The sequence below is a fragment of the Shewanella sp. SP2S2-6 genome (assembly GCF_031931965.1).
GTDB classification, from domain to species: Bacteria; Pseudomonadota; Gammaproteobacteria; order Enterobacterales; family Shewanellaceae; genus Shewanella; species Shewanella baltica.
The window spans coordinates 124,248-144,054 of the sequence record NZ_JAUOEQ010000008.1 but is presented as its reverse complement, the minus strand read 5'-3'; the positions used below and the strand labels follow the sequence as shown (position 1 = coordinate 144,054).

The 19,807-nt window shown below is 47.6% G+C and carries 21 protein-coding genes; 1 reads left to right on the top strand and 20 read right to left on the bottom strand.

Annotation, left to right across the window (positions count from 1 at the left end; all coding sequences use genetic code 11):
- Window positions 1-20 precede the first annotated feature (20 nt).
- From Q4Q57_RS08680 to Q4Q57_RS08645, 8 genes are all read right to left on the bottom strand, one after another.
- Window positions 21-866, bottom strand: a complete 846-nt coding sequence (locus tag Q4Q57_RS08680) for a sulfotransferase (RefSeq protein WP_311890583.1) — start codon at window positions 864-866, stop codon at window positions 21-23.
- A 72-nt stretch (window positions 867-938) separates the two neighbouring features.
- Window positions 939-1,478, bottom strand: a complete 540-nt coding sequence (locus tag Q4Q57_RS08675) for a phage tail protein (protein WP_107946247.1) — start codon at window positions 1,476-1,478, stop codon at window positions 939-941.
- A gap of 11 nt (window positions 1,479-1,489) precedes the next feature.
- A complete protein-coding gene (locus Q4Q57_RS08670) occupies window positions 1,490-2,020 on the bottom strand; it encodes a tail fiber protein (protein WP_311890582.1) in 531 nt (176 codons plus the stop codon).
- 12 nt (window positions 2,021-2,032) lie between these two features.
- Window positions 2,033-2,554, bottom strand: coding sequence for a tail fiber protein (locus tag Q4Q57_RS08665; protein WP_311890581.1), 522 nt, complete (start codon window positions 2,552-2,554; stop codon window positions 2,033-2,035).
- Window positions 2,555-2,638: 84 nt separating this feature from the next.
- A complete protein-coding gene (locus tag Q4Q57_RS08660; protein ID WP_311890580.1) occupies window positions 2,639-3,130 on the bottom strand; it encodes a GNAT family N-acetyltransferase in 492 nt (163 codons plus the stop codon).
- Between the two features lie 280 nt (window positions 3,131-3,410).
- Window positions 3,411-4,535 carry a sulfotransferase family protein gene (locus Q4Q57_RS08655; protein WP_311890579.1) on the bottom strand — a complete coding sequence of 375 codons (1,125 nt, stop codon included), beginning with the start codon at window positions 4,533-4,535 and terminating at the stop codon, window positions 3,411-3,413.
- The gene (locus Q4Q57_RS08650; protein ID WP_311890578.1) at window positions 4,532-6,571 is read right to left on the bottom strand and encodes a phytanoyl-CoA dioxygenase family protein; all 2,040 of its coding nucleotides are present in this window, start codon (window positions 6,569-6,571) and stop codon (window positions 4,532-4,534) included. The genes Q4Q57_RS08655 and Q4Q57_RS08650 overlap by 4 nt, the downstream gene beginning before the upstream one ends.
- Window positions 6,549-7,148, bottom strand: a complete 600-nt coding sequence (locus tag Q4Q57_RS08645; RefSeq protein WP_311890577.1) for an aspartyl/asparaginyl beta-hydroxylase domain-containing protein — start codon at window positions 7,146-7,148, stop codon at window positions 6,549-6,551. Before Q4Q57_RS08645 ends, Q4Q57_RS08650 begins: the two co-directional genes overlap by 23 nt.
- A gap of 167 nt (window positions 7,149-7,315) precedes the next feature.
- Between Q4Q57_RS08645 and yrfG the strand changes: the two genes are divergently transcribed.
- Window positions 7,316-7,978, top strand: a complete 663-nt coding sequence (yrfG, locus tag Q4Q57_RS08640) for a GMP/IMP nucleotidase (protein WP_311890576.1) — start codon at window positions 7,316-7,318, stop codon at window positions 7,976-7,978.
- Window positions 7,979-8,054: 76 nt separating this feature from the next.
- On the opposite strand, the gene Q4Q57_RS08635 is transcribed toward yrfG, so the two are convergent.
- The 12 genes from Q4Q57_RS08635 to gspC all read right to left on the bottom strand — a co-directional run bounded on the left by Q4Q57_RS08635 (window position 8,055) and on the right by gspC (window position 19,666).
- On the bottom strand, window positions 8,055-8,816 hold the full coding sequence (locus tag Q4Q57_RS08635) for a type II secretion system protein N (RefSeq protein ID WP_011848170.1): 762 nt from the start codon (window positions 8,814-8,816) through the stop codon (window positions 8,055-8,057).
- A gap of 14 nt (window positions 8,817-8,830) precedes the next feature.
- Complete coding sequence (locus tag Q4Q57_RS08630) at window positions 8,831-9,307, bottom strand: type II secretion system protein M (protein ID WP_311890575.1); 477 nt, start codon at window positions 9,305-9,307, stop codon at window positions 8,831-8,833.
- 1 nt (window position 9,308) lies between these two features.
- A complete protein-coding gene (gene gspL, locus Q4Q57_RS08625; RefSeq protein ID WP_107946237.1) occupies window positions 9,309-10,496 on the bottom strand; it encodes a type II secretion system protein GspL in 1,188 nt (395 codons plus the stop codon).
- A gap of 137 nt (window positions 10,497-10,633) precedes the next feature.
- Complete coding sequence (gene gspK / locus Q4Q57_RS08620) at window positions 10,634-11,632, bottom strand: type II secretion system minor pseudopilin GspK (protein WP_106648496.1); 999 nt, start codon at window positions 11,630-11,632, stop codon at window positions 10,634-10,636.
- On the bottom strand, window positions 11,629-12,402 hold the full coding sequence (gene gspJ, locus Q4Q57_RS08615; protein ID WP_063881980.1) for a type II secretion system minor pseudopilin GspJ: 774 nt from the start codon (window positions 12,400-12,402) through the stop codon (window positions 11,629-11,631). Before gspJ ends, gspK begins: the two co-directional genes overlap by 4 nt.
- Window positions 12,383-12,751, bottom strand: a complete 369-nt coding sequence (gene gspI, locus Q4Q57_RS08610) for a type II secretion system minor pseudopilin GspI (protein WP_259513012.1) — start codon at window positions 12,749-12,751, stop codon at window positions 12,383-12,385. The genes gspJ and gspI overlap by 20 nt, the downstream gene beginning before the upstream one ends.
- Entirely contained in the window at window positions 12,738-13,313 is a 576-nt protein-coding gene (gene gspH, locus Q4Q57_RS08605) for a type II secretion system minor pseudopilin GspH (RefSeq protein ID WP_259513025.1), read from the bottom strand. The genes gspI and gspH overlap by 14 nt, the downstream gene beginning before the upstream one ends.
- Window position 13,314: 1 nt before the next feature.
- Window positions 13,315-13,749 (bottom strand): type II secretion system major pseudopilin GspG, encoded by a 435-nt coding sequence (gspG, locus tag Q4Q57_RS08600; protein ID WP_006083645.1) that lies wholly within the window; start codon window positions 13,747-13,749, stop codon window positions 13,315-13,317.
- Between the two features lie 63 nt (window positions 13,750-13,812).
- Window positions 13,813-15,036, bottom strand: coding sequence for a type II secretion system inner membrane protein GspF (gspF, locus tag Q4Q57_RS08595; protein ID WP_311890574.1), 1,224 nt, complete (start codon window positions 15,034-15,036; stop codon window positions 13,813-13,815).
- Window positions 15,037-15,039: 3 nt separating this feature from the next.
- On the bottom strand, window positions 15,040-16,605 hold the full coding sequence (gspE, locus tag Q4Q57_RS08590; RefSeq protein ID WP_311890573.1) for a type II secretion system ATPase GspE: 1,566 nt from the start codon (window positions 16,603-16,605) through the stop codon (window positions 15,040-15,042).
- On the bottom strand, window positions 16,598-18,712 hold the full coding sequence (gspD, locus tag Q4Q57_RS08585) for a type II secretion system secretin GspD (protein ID WP_311890572.1): 2,115 nt from the start codon (window positions 18,710-18,712) through the stop codon (window positions 16,598-16,600). The genes gspE and gspD overlap by 8 nt, the downstream gene beginning before the upstream one ends.
- A 24-nt stretch (window positions 18,713-18,736) precedes the next feature.
- The gene (gene gspC, locus Q4Q57_RS08580; RefSeq protein WP_311890571.1) at window positions 18,737-19,666 is read right to left on the bottom strand and encodes a type II secretion system protein GspC; all 930 of its coding nucleotides are present in this window, start codon (window positions 19,664-19,666) and stop codon (window positions 18,737-18,739) included.
- Window positions 19,667-19,807 lie beyond the last annotated feature (141 nt).

The window sequence follows — 19,807 nt, the reverse complement described above, 5'->3', positions numbered from 1 at the left end:
GATTCCCTTCATTTTTTGCATTAGGTGCTACAGGTTTTCTTACTTGCCAGATTTTTACTTGCAATAATATTGGCTGCAGTGCCAGTACTATCCAGCCAGAAGTCCATCTCTTGATATTTCATAAATAAGTCAGGCGGTAAAATACTGCGCCGACTTTTGTATTCCACTTTCTGTTTAACGCTGTGCAAACCTTTGACCCCGAGATTGTGGTCAAACTCATTTTCAGCATAGTCGACATGATTAAAATCGTGCTCAAATTGCGGTTCGCCAATAAAACGATAGATTAATTCCAGCGTGCGTGCCGGATGCTGAGTAAGCAGGTCGTAATCCACTAATAGCAAGCGATCAGAAAACTCGCCGTAATAGGCTTCCTTGAGTGCCGTCCATGCACTCCCTACCGAACTACCAGCGTTGATTAATGACTCACAGCGGCTATACACAGTCTGACGCGAGGCCGCGTTAAACATGCGACTATAGTCAAATGGGTTTTTACGGTAAATCACTTCAAAACTATCCATAATCCAAGCCGGATTGCGCACACAACAAATCACTTTAAAATCATCAACCAGCTCTACCAATTGGTGCAAACGGGCAGTCCAGTGACGGTTGGTGTCGAAAATCACCGGATGGCTTTTATCTTGGTAATAAGCATCAATTAATGCCCGACAAATGACCTTACGTTTATGTTCATCGAAAAATGAATAGGACTCACTACCCGCCCCCATTTGTTCGAGGGCGCCATTCACAAGCCCTGCCACAGGGCTACTCATAGCCGCATGAAAGCGTGGATTTTGCCGAAGTATACCTGCGAGCAGCGTCGAGCCTGCACGCGGTAAACCTGAAATAAAATGTAATTTGTTTGGCATCAATGTGACTTACTAATTAAAAATATTTATTAAAAAAACTTCCCGACAAACATGCCGGGAATCATTCATCAATTAATTGCGTGCCGGAAATACACCATAAAGGGCAATGCAATAATTCAATGCCAGAAATGGCTGACGGTTTTCATGGGGTAGACCACCACCACTTATACCTAAAGTCTGTGGTGCCATAGCGGTATTTAATGTACCCGGTGCGGTCTGCATATAGTTGACGATACCACTGCCACCACGAATATCCTTGGCCAGATAGGTATTCGCTGCCGGAGAAGGCAAAGTCCCCTGATTATTCAAACCGGTCAGCGTGTGGTTGTGTGCTGGCATTTCAGTGGAGATCAGCGTCACCCCATTTTCGCCAAACTGTTCACCCCAATCCCATATTCTCAGTCCGGGCCCCTGACCTACGCCCGCAACGACCTGCCCCTGCAAATTAGGCAATTGGAACGTGGTTGTACCATTGCCACCATACGTAATTCCGATAATTGAAAACAATGCGGTATTACTTGCGATTGACAATATTTGGCCATTACACAGCGCCCAATTGTGGGGAGCGAAGCTGAATGGCAACAAACGGATTTCACCAATAAATGGATCCATAATTTCGCTCCTTAATTACGCGATGGGAAAATGCCTTCAATACACATGATGTAATTTATCGCTGTGGTAGGCATGATGTTATTGTGTGGTTGTGTTCCCCCGGTGGCTTGCACACTGAGTGCATTCATAACTTGGGGATCGGCACCGCTAGTTGGCAAAGGAGCATAAATATTATCGGTATTGCTGTGGGCAAACACATTACCCGTGGGACTGGGTGATGTGGAGGGACTTGCTGTACTCGCCGAAAAACTGTGGCTGTGTGAAGGTATTTGCGGTGTTAACAAGGTCACGGATTCAACACCAAATTGCTGGCCGATAACACGGGGAGTAAGACCCGCGCCGTTGCCCTGCCCAACCGGAAGCCGGCCGCGCAAATCTGGCAGCTGGAAAGTGGTGACTCCATCGCCGCCGTATGTCGTTCCAATCAGAGCGAAAAGCGTCGTCTGCTCACTAATACTTAATAGCTGACCCGCGCACAACATCCAACCCCTCGGTGCAAAGCTACCCGCAAACAGACGGATATCACCAATATAAGCATCCATAGTGATTCTCCTCTAGTTACGTGAAGGGTAAATGCCTTGAGTGGCAATGCAATAATTCATCACCAGCGAAGGCTGGCAATTCTGATGGGGTTGGTTACCGCCGGTATTGGATACCGTTGCAGGATCCAACGCTTGCAAACTTGCAGCGGGTTCATACAAATTGACAGCGCCTGCGTTGTTCTTGGCAGCGGCAATATTATTGCCTGCAAAAAGCACGGTATCGCTCGCCGTAGAACTGGCCATCACAAGGTGATTGTGGACTGGCAGGTTGTTGGGTACTAGGGTTACATTTTCTGCACCAGCCTTGCTACCCTGTGGCAAACCCATAGCAGCATTAGGGTGAGCCAGTGCGCGACCACGTAAATCCGGCAATGCAAAGGTATTGACACCGTCTCCACCGTAGGTCGTACCCAATAATGAAAAAAGCGCTTGATTGGAATTGATTGGCAATAATTGCCCGGCACACAAAACCCAATATTTAGGTGCCCATTCGTAGGGGAGAAGCTTAATTTCTCCAAGAAAATTATCAGACATCCATGACTCCTTAATAAAAGCAAACCTGTCCAAACATCATCAGGTTGATTACACACGCTTTCCACTACCCCGAAACAACACTACCTATGGTGATGGCCACGATAGCCACTCTTGGGTAGGTGATATTTCAAAAGGTAAGAAACCCAAGCGAAGATATAACTGTTTCGCACGCATATTTTGTCGATCAACACTCAGACTCACACTCGCCTCTTTTGCTTGGGCATAGGCTTTTACCGAGTCCAAAATGACTGAACCGTAACCATAGCCACGAAATTGCGGCGCGATGACAAAGTCGACGATATGGACACCGTTAGCAGAGGGATTAAGTATGATTTTGCCAATAGAAATTGATTGATATTCAATGATTAGAGTCACAGCTTGAGGGTATTGGGCAGCGTAACCCGCTTGCTGTAAGCGGTATTGTTGTTGCACTAACAGCTCTCGTTGCTGTGGGGAAAGCGGTAATAGAGACAGTTCCGTCCTTGCAGAACAAAATAGTGCAAATACAAAAGCATCGTCATTTTTATACGCGTAACGCAATGAATAGGCTTTAGGTAATACTATGTCTTCTACCATCAAACACATTCCCTGTAATAATTAACTCTGACAGCGCTGTATAGTTCATTAATTCGCCGTGGCAGCTCGGCTCGGGGTTAACGAGCAAAACTCGACAAATCGAATGACAGGTTTAAAGAGTGACTCAGGGGAATGCGTTCGCAGAATAAAACGGCTAACTGCTTGGAGGTACATGATTGCATTTTCCATCCCTAGAATAAAAACGTTAACTTGCTGATATTTTTTAATATAGATAGTTGGCTAAAGCTAGTTCACATCACACAAAAACACAAGATTCATGTTAACTTTTAGTTTCAAAAAGGTGAAGATTAGACCAGTTACAATAACGGTGGATCTGTTCTTTTTGCTTAGCCGAAAAAAAACTTTGTTTAGATTGTGAATCTGCTACAAAGGGCTGCGTGGCTGTTTTAGAGTGTATTAACTGGCATTGTTCGACTTGACTGCACTCTTCTTGAGAGAGATCCAACGAAAACCAGTTTGCGATTTTATTCGCTATCGCGGGTAACAGCTCCTGATAATCCACGACCATCACTTGGCTACACTGACTCATCTCTAAGCCATAATCCAATAACAAGCGCAATACCTTGCATTGATACTCCAGTATCGACTCCTCCTCTGGTACTGATAATTCACGGAATAAAGGTCGAGATGGTTGTCGCACCATATGATATCCAGCAGACTTTTGCTGTGAGGCTAAGATCTCGACGGGGTCTCTAAGTAGCAATAACACAGGAACTTGAGGATAAAGTGATAGGATCAAGGGCCAAAACTGCAAATCCCACGCATTCCATTTAATCAACAAATGCTGTTCAGGATGAAACAACTGACCTTGAGTGTTAATGCAAAATGTTAAAGCCGCACGTCTTTGTGTGTCTGATAGGCTCCCGTCCAGTAACACTTGAGTCAGCAAAGGCGATTCAGATAACACCCTGCATTTAGATAACCCAGCAAAACTGCGCGACACTAAGGTAGAGCCACAGCGGTAGAGGTGAAATATGAATCCGGCAGGCTGCACTTGTTCTACTAGTCCCGAAAGATTTGGCGCAGGTAAGAGAGCGGTTTTAGGTTTGATCAAGACTGACAATAACTGACCCCGCACGGCAGAAATATGCTCCGAGTAGAATGGGTGAATCGGTTTTTCTGCGGCGGACATCCACTCTAATACTCTGCGTTTAGGGTCATAGTCTGCTGGCACCCAAAACTGGCATAAAAGGGAAAAATCTGGAGCTAAGGTTTGCCGATTCCCTGCCCACAAAATCGCCAGCAACGCCTCATCACCATAATCTGGCAAACACCAAAATCGCCGCAAATATTGGCAAAACCCAACCATAGTCGTCGCCTTGCCTAGCTCTCTCAAGGCTGCGGGGTTATGGACTAACGACCAATAGCATTGTTCTGGATTCATAAGGGATACATGTTTATGTACTGCACCATACGCGGTAGTTTAGCCCGATTCGGGCTTGCGCCATGGGGCAAGGCATGGTGCCAAATGATTAAATCACCTGCATTAGCGGCGATTGGTTTAACTGGCCAGCATGACCAATCCTGTTGCTGTAACTCTATACCAGACTTGCTCTGGCTACGCAGCCACTCCTCTATCTTGAGATGAAATCCGGGGACACAACAAAATGCACCTTGCTCGGCACTCGTATCAGTTAAATAAATTAACCCTTGCGTCGCAAACTTAACGGGTAGCTGTAGCGGCATATCCCAATGCATATCGGGCCCAGGAAAACGCCATATCTGTGTTTCAGGAGGATTGAAGCTGACTCTGTCGGTTGTCATGACTAAATCGGTTCGCTGCCATAATTGTTCAAACACTTGACGGATTTTGGGGGCTTGTCGATTCGCGTCCAGTTGCGGATGGCGAAACAGTTGTAGCATTATTTTCTGCATAAACTCATGAGCTTGATACCAAGTGGCGGGATCTTGTTCATTGGCACCTAACTGCTGCCAAATAAAATCTCGAGTTACGGCGCATTGCTCTGCCGTGAGCACATGCGGGATCACTAAGTAGCCTTCACTACGCCAAAAATTGAGTTGTGACTCGCTGAGTACTACAGCCGGATTTGAGTCTTCAACCTCTGCTGAATTGAAGTCTTCGACTTCTGGTACAGTGACCGATGGCGTTAATCCATGGGAAATAGTGCTTAATTGCTGATTAATCGCAGCAATATCCGCAGCTGTCAGCTTGGCTATTTGCTGAATGTAAGCGACAAAAGCTGACAGATGGTCATGTTGATATAAGGCTCTCAAACCCGGCTCTAGCCCTATTCCACAAAGATCCAGCAAGGTTTTATCTAAGTGCCATTCATTAGCCAGTTCGGTGAATGGCACTCCCCGTTTGCGTAGCTGTATCTTTTGCCAAAGCCGCTGCAAATGATAAATGCCTAAGCAGCTCAGATCGTCACTCGACACAAGCACAGGTTTTTGCGCTATAACATCAAACACAAAATCGGGATGAGCGCCCTGTTCATATCGGAAAGCCAGGCATGAAAGAGACTTAAGCCAATGTTCACGTCGATATCGAGGTAACGTGAGTTGAGATTGGTTTTCGCTCAACTTCGATTCACCATAAACTTGAATGCTGGTAGTAAACTTAAGTGTTACTGCACTCAGACTGAAATCGGGCAATAGTAATGTACCAGCCAAGAAACTGCGGTCTCCACTGGCAAGCAAGCGTGCTGTTTGCAGGTTGAGTGCAAACAAAGGTCCTAAATAATGCGTCTCCACACAATCCTGCACAGTACGACACTCAAGCCAAGCGTCTAACTCAATATTTTGCGGGATGAGCACACCATCATCTGCAAGATACGCCTGTAAGTGGCTGAATATCTGGACTTGAGGCTCCTGTTGCAGCAGATGCTTCATGGTTTCAGAGACTATCATATCGAACTTTACTACAGCTTCTGGTTGCCAAACTGTGGCATCGGCGCAGACATACGTTGCCACACGATCTGCTAAATCAAAGTGTTCAATAAGCTTGGTGACTTTATCTAACGAGGCAGGGTGAATGTCGAGCAAGGTGACTTGAATCTGACTTGCAGAAAACAGCGGCAGTAATGGTAATAACAACCAGGCAAAAGGTCCTGTTCCCGCATACAAAATCTGTATTGGCCGTTGCGGATTTAGCGCCAACTTATCCTGTATAGCCTGATAAATGCCCTGAATAAACACTCGCCCACGCTCAGGATCTTCAGCACACTGCGCCGCAGTAGTGAGCGACACAGCCTTACCAAAAGGTGTCATACTCGCCTCGGTATCCAAAAAATACTCGGGGTGAAGCTCAATTTTCGTCATAACGCATAATTGTGCCAGCATGGGATCGATAAGCCGTTTAGCCTCCCCTGCCGAAGAGGCCTGTAATAGCGCGTTGGCGAAGTGAATTAACGCTTTAATATCTGCACTTTGTCCTGATTCAACCCCTGAACTTTGCGGCATAGACCAACTCCCTTAGCCAAGTATTCACTTCACAATCAATCACTAGGTTGATGCGTGCATCCTGTCCTTTATTCTCGACCCAATGGACTTGATCGGCATTGATATACCAAAGCTCGCCAGCCTGCATGGGTACACGTTTCTCATCCACATAAAAATTTAACGCATCATTCGTTTGCAGTGGTAAATGCAGTCTTGCCTCACCTTGCTCTAGGCAGAGCCCTTGATCTCTATGTGGTTTGATTTCAGCCCCCGCATGTAAGCGCATCAAACGCACAGATTTCACTGGGCAGGTTAGGGATTGCAGAAAACGGCATAATGTAGGGCTCGATTCGAGACGAGGCAGATCATTCCAGTGAGCCTGTGTAGAGATTGAGAAGGCTTGCAAGATAGGATGTGCTGTTTGATACTCGGCGGCGCAGCGCAAAGGCAACACATCCCAACCGCCCTGCTCCCCTTGACGATAATCACGCTGATTTACGTGGGGTAGCCAGTCTTGCAGCAGCAAAGCATTCAGCTCTTGCTGTAAACTAAGGGAGTTTGGAACTTGAGCTAATAGGGCAAAAGAACAGATATCCATATCCAACCGCTTAATTTTCAGACTAAAAATAATTAGTCATCCAAGACTAGCACAAAGATATGAGCATACAAGTTGCGTGAATAATCATAATGACAGCCTTTGAAAATCACCCTGCTCACGCGTCAATCGCAGGCGTTGTTCATCATGCAAAGAATAGGAAATACCCAATGTTTAACTGGAAGACTATCGATACGGTTCTGCTCGACATGGACGGCACGCTATTGGATTTGCACTTCGATAATCATTTTTGGCTGAGTTTAGTGCCACTGGAATTAAGCAGGCAACGGGGTTTGAGCACGGACGAAGCGCAGCAGTTAGTTGTAAATGCCTATGAGAAAGTCGTCGGCACACTCGATTGGTACTGCCTCGATTATTGGCAGGAGCAGCTACAACTCGACATTATGGGTTTGCATCGCACTTTGGTCGATCGCATTCAGCTGCGCCAAGACAGTATGCCGTTTTTAGCGGCCTTAGCCGCTGCGGGTAAACAGCGCATTCTGGTGACCAATGCCCACCCTAAGAGTCTCGCCCTAAAGCTTGAACATACCGAACTAGCAACAGGGCTCGATGCCATGATCTCCAGCCACGAGACAGGTTACCCCAAGGAGCATCCGCAATTTTGGCTAACCTTATTTGAAAAGTTTCAACTTGAGCCGAGTCGCTGCCTCTTTATCGACGACAGTGAAGCCATACTCAAGGCCGCTAAACTTGCCGGTGTGGGTCATCAATTAGGGATTGCTAACCCAGACAGTAAAAAGCCAGTCAAAGTCTTTCAAGATTTCCCCGCGATTACCGACTATCACTCGCTACTCAATGATCTAACACGATAAAAAGACAATAAAAAAGGCACCTAAGGTGCCTTCGTTTTCATTCATAGTGCAGATCTATCATCGCGCTGAAACAGCGCTATAGCCCAGGAATACGACCCTGATATACCACAGGGAAATAACCGTCGCTGCCGCGTTTACCTAGCATACCCAGTGACTTACGCATATCTTCTGGTTGCTCAGCCGTTTCTTTAATCTTAGCTGCTACTTTGACCATATTGCCTTCGTCTAACTGCAAAGTGCCGACGATACCGAGCTGGTTTTTGGCTTCATCTGTGGCTAATTGCGCTTTGCCATCAACGCAACTCAGGCCAAGTTCGATATTGCCTAGTGGATAATTGCCAAACTGGTTTTTAACGTTGGTTTGATTCAAAAACAGCTTACCAGACAACTGCTCGCACCAAGGTTTACCTTGCTCTAAAGTCTCGACTAATAGGCTGACTTCACCGGAGATTTCGGTTTTAAAGGGCAGTTTTGCATTGCCGAGTAAAAAGCTATCTGGCGCTTCGAAACGTAAACCCTGCGCACTTAAGCCGCCCATAGACCAAGAGATTAATCCCTTAGCACTGACAGGCGTTGCACGGCTGCCCACTTGAAAATCAACTTTAACTTTACCTAACAACAAGGCCCAAGGGCTGAGATCCCAACGCACTTGTTCTAACTGGCGTTGCGGCATACTTAAGGTTTCTATGCTGCCAGACCAAATACTGCCGCTCACACCCGAAACACTGATATTTGCAGGTAATGGCGCTAACGCTATCGCAATCTTAGCGGGAAATAGAACGACTAAAAATACTAAATAAATCAGTACGCCTATGATGACTTTTTTTATCAAACTCACAGCTACACCTTAATTTATTGCGACAGTTGGATACGTCTGACTTTGACATAGCCAGGGGCATCGGCCTCTGCCAAATCAACACTTTCGAGTGAAAGTCCTTTTTTCTGCACTAACTCACTCAAATAACCTAACAAGGCATCAAAAGGAACATCGTCCATCCACACTTGGATCTTATCGCCTTGGGGCTGCATGCGAGTAATCACTAACCCATAATTGCCCGCAGTTTGGTTAACCACTGAGCTTAAACTGCCCGACATAGCGGGTTTAGCACCGTTCTGCTTAAGACTCGCTATTTTATTCGCCGTTTGTTTTACATAGTTCAACGTCTGTTGCTGTGCAGTGAGGTTACGTAATGCATCGGCTTCGGCAGTGGCGATTGGCGTCCAAATACCCCAATAAAAAATACCTATGACTAAGAATACCGAACCAAAACCGACTAACTGCTGCTCGCGCGATGCAAGCCCTTGCCACCAAGTCCGCAAATTATCCATCTTATTTGCTCCTCAAGGTTAAGGTACTGGTGACTTGATCTTCACCGCTGTTCATAGTGCCGCCGTCGAGTTGGAAACGACGCCCAACGATCTCTTTAAACTTCTCGATTTGCGCGTAGTTTTTCGCACTCACTTGCATGCGGATCTCGTTACGCGCGCTTTCGAATCTTAAGCTATTAGGTTTAAGTTCAGGTACTTGCTTAAAGGCATCCTGCAAACCATCGAGCATGGCAAAAAACTCGGCGCCACTGCCCTGTCCCTGCAATGCGCGTAATTGACTTTCCATCTGCGAACGCAGGTTAACAATGCGCGAATTCCCCGGCACCACTTGCTGATAAATGGATTCGCTCTGAGCTTTAAGATCGGCAATCTGACCATTGACTTGATGTATGGTCAGCCCTTTATTCACTAAGGCCAGCACACAAGCGATGGCGATAACGATGGCAGTGCTCTTCCACATCATCAACTGTTTGCTATATTCACGCTTAGGCGTGTAAACGCCGCTCAGTAAGTTCACTGGCGCATGCAAAATACCGCGGGCTAACACTAACATAGGTAGCTCAAGTGACTGCGGCTTAAGCTCAACACCTTCGAGTTGCATGTTGGTATAACTGGCGACAGACACTTCGCCCTGTGCGGGCCTAAGTTGCTCCAGCGCAATCGGTAACCAAGGCAAAGGTAAACTCTGGCCCGTGGCTAATCCGGTACGCAGTAATAGTTCATTACCAAAATTCATTGCCGCCCATTGGCACTCTTGCAATGGTAAGGCTAAGCAATCGGGTACGATGCGTTTCACTTTTAAACCCGCTTCGGTCAAACAACTCAGCCAAGTCTGCATTTGCTCATGGGCCACGGCGACCACGCTTAAGGCATCGCCATCACGCGGGCCGACGGTAAAATGCATGGCATCCACGTCCTCGGCTAAAGCTTCTTCGAGCATAAAGGGCAAGGCTTTCAGGGCTTGGCGTTGGCCTTTTTCGGGTAAATGCACGCTAGTGAGTGTCATTGCCGCGGCGGGCACTAACACATCGACGGGACGGTTACCCGCACGCTCAGTTAAGGTCGACAAACCTTGGGCATTGGCGAGCTCGCCAGAGGCGATAATTTCCTGTTCTTGCTCAGACCAAACGAGCCATGAGCATGCTTGCTCTGCTGTTCTGCCCAAGCGAATAAATAGCCGTTCACTCACAGTTTTTCTCCACCAGTCCCAGTCAAGAAAGCGTGACTGAGCTCATTGCTATTATTTTTGTCCACCAGATTCTGCCGGGTGAGCACTTCCATTACTTCTGGCCACCAACATCAAACCCTGACGGGTGAGCACTGCCATTATTTTTGGCCACCAAACTGACGGGTGAGCACTTCCATTTTGTTGCCGCCGCCCTTTTTGAGCACGCTTTCCATTCTAAATACGGCGTTATCGACTTTCGCCCCCGAGGCCAACAGAAAATATTGGCTATCGATGACAAAACTCGACTTCATGGCACCTTCCCACTTGATCGAGCCCATAGATGAGCTTTCATAAAAATCTTCGATTTTGTCAAAACCATCGCCGGGACGTTGGTTGATGATACTTTCTGCTTCGCCGACCGAAATCTGATTATCGAGCATGCCAGCTAATAACGCCGCTTGCTCAACTTCTAAGGTATTGACGTTAAGCAATTGCCTATCATTGCCTGGGATAACACAAACATAGGGCAAGAGTTTCAAATAGATATCTTGGGTGTATCCCATCACCGCCCGCAACTCACTGCGATGATTCATCAGCGTATTGGCCGCACGGTAAGGCACATTTCGCGCTTCGTATTCGGCATCTTCGGCACCATAAGGGCTGGCCGTGGTGTCATCGTCGATATAATCTTTTAAGGTCTGAGTCAGACGGTCCGCACTAAAGTCGTCCATCCCTAAGCTCACCAACAAAGCCTTATATTGCTTCGCTGCCAACGGTAGCTTAGGTTGACCGTTTTCCACCTCTTTCGTGGTCGCAGATAAGGCATTTAAGTTGAAACAGGCGCGCATATCGGTGATCTTACCCGCGATTTCACCGTATTCAGCAGGAAACACCACATCGGCCATGGCCCAATATTGCTGCCTGTGGACTCGACCTTCAGAGTCATCTAAATCTTGTTTTAAAATCTTCTTCGCCAGTTCTTCGGCGGAAATCGCATACCAATAGGCTTGATCGTACTGAGCCAAGTTTAAGGTTCGGCGCATGGACAACTGATTACGGCCAGTGATATTTGTCGCGATGATCACCACCATAGCCACTATCAAGAGCACAACGATCAGTGCAACGCCGCGCTGTTTAGACCGAGATTGGGTTCTCATTCGCGGCCCTCTGCATCAGGATCACCGTCTCCAGTATCGCCAGAATCTGGGTCACCGGAACCATTGCCTGTTCCACTGCCGTCGTCGTTTTTATCTTTGTTAGCATCGTCCGGATTTTCGTCTTTATTATCATCATCCTTAGACTTTTCAGGTGCGGCAGCGCCTAGCGGCAGCAAGAACTTACGTTGGATCTTGCCTAAGCCTTCAATCTCAATCTCCATGGCGATCGCTTTAGGCAACTTAGTCGCCTCGACTTTGCGCTCCCACTTGTCATCCATAAAGAAGGAATATTCCACCGACAATACTTTATCTATGACCACTGTCTTAATCGGCTCGGCACCAAATTCAGGCTCAGGATAAGGAAAATACCAACGCTCCAGTCGCCCTTCGTGCACCACATACGCCACAGACTGTAAGCTGCCCCGCGGTAATAAACCGTCGGGATTTAACCAACCTAAACGGTAAAACACTAAGGCTTCCGATTCCGAGTCTAAGATATCATTGCCCGTTTGGAAGACGGTCGAACCTCGACCCCCTTCAAGTAATCTGGGTGTACGCGCCACCATTTGGGCGAGATCACGCTCAATCGCACCAAAGCCTTGCTGCAGGGCTTTAAGCCGAGTAGAGAAAGTGCGCGTCACTTCATCGTTGGTCAGCACAGTGCTGAGCACGGCATTAGAAGCCAAACCTATCATGGCGAAAATCGCGATGGCGATCAGCATTTCTAGCAGGGTAAATCCCCGCTGCGCACTAGTCAGTTTTAAGGACATAACTGCTCACTTGTGCTGCAATACGCTGATATCGTTCGTCTTCACTCACGCTTATGCGGATCATACGAAAATTATCGTCCGTGGTTTTCACCACTTCTTTACGCCAATACCAATCCTTTCCTGCAAGTTCGACTTGGCCTTCTTTTTTACCGATTTCAGGAAACTGCGGCTCGAGTCTGGCATCGACCATCTGATTATCGGCCACCCACTGTGCCAAAGTGCGCGATTCCAGAATCGGCATGTTGGCCATCTGCTCGCCCAAACTTTTAGTGATCGACACGGCCGCAATCGAAAACACGGCAAGTGCCACAATCACTTCGAGTAACGTCATGCCCCTAGCGCGTTTCATCGGGGCGCCCTATGGTTAATCTGCCCAGCGCATCGCCGACCACTAACGCTTCGGCCTGCTGACCTTTGTCAGTTTTGGCGATAAACGTCAGCTCAAAAGCGCTCATTTCACCGCTCGGGAATAGCATGACCTGTGGCTCAGGATGTTTCTTCTTGTCATCGGCAGAGGGCTCAATCAGTGGTTCTTCAAACCAAGAATCGTCTTCTTCATCGTCTTGTACCAAAGGCAAACCATCGAGCACTAAGTTCATCACGACACCCGGCTCCATCTGCTTTTCAGACAAGAGCCTGTCTTTATCCAAAGGATCCCACTTACCGTCTTTATAAAAAACAAACTGATAACTGGTTTTCTCAATCACAATACCAATAAATTGGCCACTCAAAACGGTCTCATCGAGCACCATTTCAGTGGCAGCGATAAACTGCCGCGCCGTTCTATCTAGGGCCTGTTGTGGGCCCGAATTGCCGATAGACATAGTCACAGCCGCTGCCGTGAGTCCCATCAACAAGATCACTAGCATCACCTCCATTAAGGTGAAACCAGCGTGGCGCAGCTTTAACATCTTATTGGAAATTCTGTAAATTCCAGTTACCGATGTCATCTTCGGTACCTGGTTGACCATCTGGGCCTGCAGTGAATATATCTAGCTTGCCGTTTTCGCCAGGGCTTAACAGCAAGTACTTATTGCGCCATGGATCTTCTGGCAGACGTTTTACATAACCATCTTCACGGTAGTTACGTGGCTCAGGCGAAATCGTTGGCTTTTGCACTAAGGCTTCTAAACCTTGTTCGGTCGTCGGGTAGATGCCGTTATCTAACTTGTACATGTCTAAGGCATTTTCGAGCGCGACTATGTCAGATACCGCTTTTTGTTGGTCAGCTTTATCTTTGTTACCCATTAAGTTAGGCACCACCATAGAGGCTAAAATCCCTAAAATAACGATAACTACCATCACTTCGAGTAAGGTAAAACCTTGATGTTTCTTGTTCATTTGCATCGACTACTTCTCCTAAAAAATCCTATGCCAATCGACTTGGTCATAATCCATAAATTCAAAAAATTAACCGCTAATCAAGTTATTCAAGGCTAAGATTGGCTGCAGAATCGCCATCACGATAAACAGCACCACACACGCCATACTCACCACCAGCATAGGTTCAAATACCCCTAACGCTATATTGACGTTGCCCTCGAATTCCCTGTCTTGGTTATCGGCGGCGCGTTCTAACATTTGCTCAAGCTGGCCACTCTTTTCGCCCGAGGCAATCATGTATAACATCATTGCCGGAAACAACTTAGTATTAGTCAATGCCGCACCTAAGCTAGTTCCTTCACGCACCCGCGCAGTCGCATCATCCACTGCGGCCCGTACTCGCACATTCTGCAATACTTCACTGGCGATACGCATACCGTCAAGCAAAGGCACAGAGCTTGCGGATAAGATACTTAAGGTCCGTGCAAAACGTGCCGTATTCAAGCCCTTACTCACGCGGCCAACAACTGGCATGCTCAATAAAAAATTGTCGTAATTCATTCGAAACGCAGGCGACTTTAACATGCGCCGAAAGAGCGCGAACAGCATCACTATGGCAATGACCACAAACACACCGTAGTTTTGCACAAAGTCAGAGGCCGAAATCAAGAAGCGGGTCGAAGCGGGTAACTCGGCGCCCATGTGTTCAAACTGCCCAACGACTTTCGGCACCACCGCAGCCAGCAGGATGGAAATCACCCCAATCGCCACTGTGGTCAATACCGCAGGATAAATCATGGCTTGGGTCAGCTTAGATTTAAGCTGTTGGCGTCGCTCGGTATAATCTGCCAGACGATTGAGCACCACTTCTAAGTGACCGGACTTTTCACCCGAGGCCACCATGGCACGGTATAAATCATCGAAAATATGCGGAAATTCGGCCAAGGAATCGGCCAGACTGTAACCTTCAACCACCCGCGAACGTACCGCCATAATCATACTTGCAAGGCGATCTTTTTCGCATTGCTGACCAACGGCCTTGAGGGATTCTTCAATCGGTAAACCCGCGGCCACTAAGGTCGCGATTTGACGGGTGATCAAGGCTAATTCAGCGACCGAGATACCCCGTTTGAAAAACGCAAAGCTGCTGCTTTTGGCTTTGGCTTCTTTTTCAGAAACAGGCAGAATTTCTAAGGGCATCATGCGCTGATCGCGCAACTGGCTGCGGGCGTGTCTGGCGGTATCCGCCTCGATTACGCCCTTAAGCTGCTTTCCCTTGGCATCCAGTGCCTTATATTCAAATGCTGGCATAAATTACTCCTCGCGAGTCACACGTAGCACTTCTTCGAGAGTGGTGATGCCCGCGAGCACTTTGCTCATGCCATCGTGACGAATGCTCGGCACAAACTGACGGATATACTTTTCGATAGCTAACTCACCGCGGCCGCCATGGATCAATTCGCGGACATTGTCATCAACCAGCAATAATTCATGAATACCGGTTCGACCACGGTAGCCATTGTTACCACAGGACTTACAACCATTGGCGCGGAAGATACGTCTGTCGTCATCGGCCGCTATGCCCAGTAACTCACGCTCACGTGCATCGGGCACATGCTCAATTTTACATTTGGGACAAAGGGTACGGATCAAACGTTGCGCCAACACACCGAGCAAACTCGATGATACAAGGAATGGCTCAACGCCCATGTCTTGCAAACGCGTAATTGCGCCAGAGGCCGTGTTGGTATGCAGGGTTGAAATCACCATGTGACCAGTCAGTGATGCTTGCACCGCAATTTGCGCGGTTTCGAGGTCACGGATTTCACCTATCATCACCACATCGGGATCTTGACGCAAAATTGCGCGCAGACCTCGAGCGAAAGTCATGTCAGCCTTAATGTTAACTTGGGTTTGACCGATACCGTCTAGCTCGTATTCGATTGGGTCTTCGACAGTAAGTATGTTGGTGTCTTTTGAGTTGATCTCAGTCAGACCCGCATACAAGGTGGTACTTTTACCCGAACCCGTTGGGCCAGTCACCAGAATAATACCGTGGGGGCGACGGATAAGATCTTCAAACTTAACGCGAATACTGTCGGTCATCCCCAATTGCTCTAAATCGAGGTTGCCAGTATTTTTATCCAGCAGACGCAGCACGACGCGCTCACCATGGCTCGATGGCATGGTCGATACCCGCACATCTACCGCACGACCAGCAATACGCAGGGAAATACGGCCATCTTGTGGTACACGTTTTTCGGCGATATCGAGGCGCGCCATCACCTTAATCCGCGACACTAACAGCGACGACAGCTTACGGTTTGGCTTAAGCACTTCCTTGAGCACACCATCGATACGGAAACGCACTATGAGCTGTTTCTCGTAGGTTTCGATGTGGATATCCGAGGCTTCTTCTTTAATCGCTTCAGATAACAAGGCATTAATCAGTTTGATGATAGGCGCGTCATCATCACCTTCGAGCAAGTCTTCGGTCTGCGGCAGTTCTTCGGCAAGGGTGAATAAATCCATCTCGTTGCCGATATCTTCCATCAACTGCTGCGCTTCAGACGAGTTCGCCTGATACGCTTGAGTGAGTTTGGCCTCAAACTTCGCGACTTCGAGCTTAACCAAAGGCAAATCAACACCCGAATAGCGCCGTGCTTCGAGCATGGCCGTTAACGGTGTTTTGCTGGTATAAAACAAGCTCAAGTCGCCCGTTTCACCCGGCGCGAGCACCACATCGTGGCGATGGGCGAAGGCAAAGGGTAAGCGCTCTTTACTGCTCGAACGAAACACCTCATCACCTTCAGCTTCCAGACCTAGCTCATTGGAGACTTGGCTGAGGTCATCGACTTGGGATAATTGTATTTCACTCATTGGTTTTATCTTTATTCTTGTTTTCTTCCAGTGACTTTAAAGTCGGATCTGTTTTACGCATCTGAGTATCTAGGCCTTTGCCCTCTTTGTAACGCTCTAAAATCGCGTTAACTTCTGGCGGCAAATACTCTGATTGATTCCATTCTTCCAACACAGGCACTTTTGTATTTGGCATTAAGTTAACGCCACGCTCTTGCTGCTCAAGTTGTAATGCTCTGAAATAGTTATATTTACGCCCAGCAATCCCTTCCATTGTGATGCCATCACGGATAATGGTTGGTTTGATGAAGATCATCAGGTTTTTCTTGGTCTTTTTGCTCGAAGAAGATTTAAATAAGTGGCCAATGATGGGGATATCACCCAAGAACGGTACTTTTTGTATGCTTTCTTGCACTTCTTCGTTGATCAAGCCACCCAGAACCACGATTTGCCCTGAGTCAGCCATAACAGTGGTGGTCAAACGGCGAGTCGCAAAGGAAATATCTACCCCTGTGTTACCGTTAACCCCTGACACTTCCTGCTCAATCGTCAGCTTAACCGCATTACCTTCGTTGATCTGCGGCACCACTTTCAGCTTAACCCCAACCTCTTTACGTTCAACGGTTTGGAATGGGTTACTGTTGCTCGAACTGGCGGTAGAGCCCGTCAGAATAGGCACTTCATCACCGACGATGAAAGACGCTTCTTGGTTATCTAAGGTGGTAATCGACGGTGTCGCCAGTACGTTTGAGTTAGTGTCACTCGACACGGCTTGAATTAAGGCACCAAAGTCGCCCATGGCCACGCCCCAAGCCATACCGTTCACTTTGCCTAAAGCTTGGGCGAGCAAGGTAACATCACCTTGTTTATCTGGATTTCGCTTACAATTGTCTAAATTAGTGCCAGAACAAACAAGATCCCCCTCGATAGGCTGTGCAGCCCAAACACCCGCACCAATCTCACCGATAGTTGGGCCTAAGTTATTAAACTGAGTGCCGAGCCCTCCTTTAGACGCCCATTGCACCCCAAAACCAACGTTATCGCCTTCAGCCACTTCGACAATAATGGCTTCGACTAACACTTGAGCACGGCGAATATCGAGCTGATTAATCACGCTCTCGATAGTGCGCATCTGATCGGGCTCGGCGCTGATCACTAAGGCATTGGTTTCTGTATGCGCCATGATATTGATTTCATTACGGCGTTTACCACCTGCAGCTTGAGCGCTTGGGTCTTTATCACCCTCCAATTTTTGGGCAAACCCTGTCAGCACTTCAACTAAATCTTCGGCCTTGGCATAACGTAAGTAACGCACCTTAGTGTTGCCGGTGCTGGCTTGCTCGGCATCGAGACGATGAATAAGCTCGACCACACGTTGGCGACTCTTTTCATCACCGCTAACAACCACAGCGTTGATGCGTTCGTCGGCAACCACTTTTGGCGCTTGGCCTGGCAATTGAGCTTGGTTAGCCGTGGCACGGTAAAGGGTATCGATAATTCGTACCATTTCCCCCGCAGAAGCGTATTCGAGCGGCACGACTTGTACTGAAGTATCGCCCTGCTTATCTACGCGGCGGACAATTTCAACCAACTTATTCACCACGGCAGCACGGCCAGACAACATCAAGACGTTGGAGGGATCGTAGTTCACTACGTTACCGCCACCCGCGTTATCATTTAATTGGCGTAACAAGGGCGCTAATTGTTTGGCCTCAGTGTTATATAAGGCCACGATGCGGGTGACCATTTCATCGCCCATGCCGGGTTCGTTATCATTTGCCACTCGGATGGCTGCGGTTTTGGCGTCTTTGTCTTTGATGACTTTGATGACGTTATTTTCCATCTCGACGATGGCATAACCGTAGACTTGTAAGACGTTGAGGAAGAACTGGTAATACTGTTCATCGTTCAGCAGATCATAACTGCGAACGTTGATTTTGCCGCGGATCGTCGGGTCGACTATGATGGTCTTGTTCAAGTTTTTACCAACTATGTTGATAAACTCTTGAATATCCGTGCCCTTAAAGTTGGCCGCATATTGTTCAGACCAAGCGAATTGTGAGGAGAACATGGCTGCCCCCGCAACAATCCCTGCAATCAGCTTGCGTCGAATCCTTTTGTTATTCATTCTTTTTCTTTCCTCTAACGCGTGTTATTGCGGCAAACTAAACATGATTTCAACCAATTGTCCTTCCCGCTCAACCATAATGGACACTTCGGTTAACTCGGGTAATTGGCTCATCATTTCTAACGCCTGACTCATTACGGTCAAGTCGTATCCATTAATCGATTTGGCTAAATCATTGGCTTTAAAACCCGCCTGCTTAAACAAATTGGCGTCTTTCCCTGGATTCAAACGATAACCCGCCACAGAATCACCTTGTCTCACAGGTGAAATGGCAATGTAATCGGTGATCTTACTGGGGTCGGCTAACAATTCGGTGCGAGATTCGGCGAGTTCTTGGGAGATTTCGGCATTTTTACGTTGATCGACACGGCTCACTGCCGAGTCCGCCTTATTGCTTTTAGCTTGTTGTAATTGCTGATTAGCAGGGCTTTGGCTGGTATAGACTAAGCCATCGAGCATTAAGGTCTCGTAACGGCCAGCGTTAGTGATGATGATACGGTCGGCATAGACTTCTTTGAGTGATGCAGAAGTGCCCTTGATCTTATCACCTAAACTGTAGGTTTCTTGGCTGCCGTTGGACTCAATAATCGCTAAGCCTTTTTGGTCGGCCGTCGATGCGACAACCCCAGTCAGCTGAATTGAAAGTGTAGTCTTAGGTGCGTCGGTCACAGTCTCAACGACTTCGACTTTAGGTTTATCAGATGTCGCATCCGCCTTACCAAAGAGTCCAAGCTGCTGCAGACCTGCGAGATCAACCTGACCGGCACTTTTGCCATTCACGCTTACGGGCGTTGGGGACCAAGCACTGGCAGATGAGTGAGTAGGCACTAGTTTCCATGTAATTTGCGCAGCTAACAACATGATCACAATAAAGCCCAACCAGAAGACAATCCGGCTTAGGAGTTTATGGGGCATGCCAATGGCTTTTGCGATAACTTTATCTAATAAATCCATATTTTATGTGGACCCTCGATACAGGTCTCTGTTCTGATTATAATAATTAGGCAATAACCGCCTCATGCTAACCTAGGCTGCATTTGGCAACAAGCCCATAACAGCATTCAAATTGGCGAAAATAGGCCAATTATGCTAACT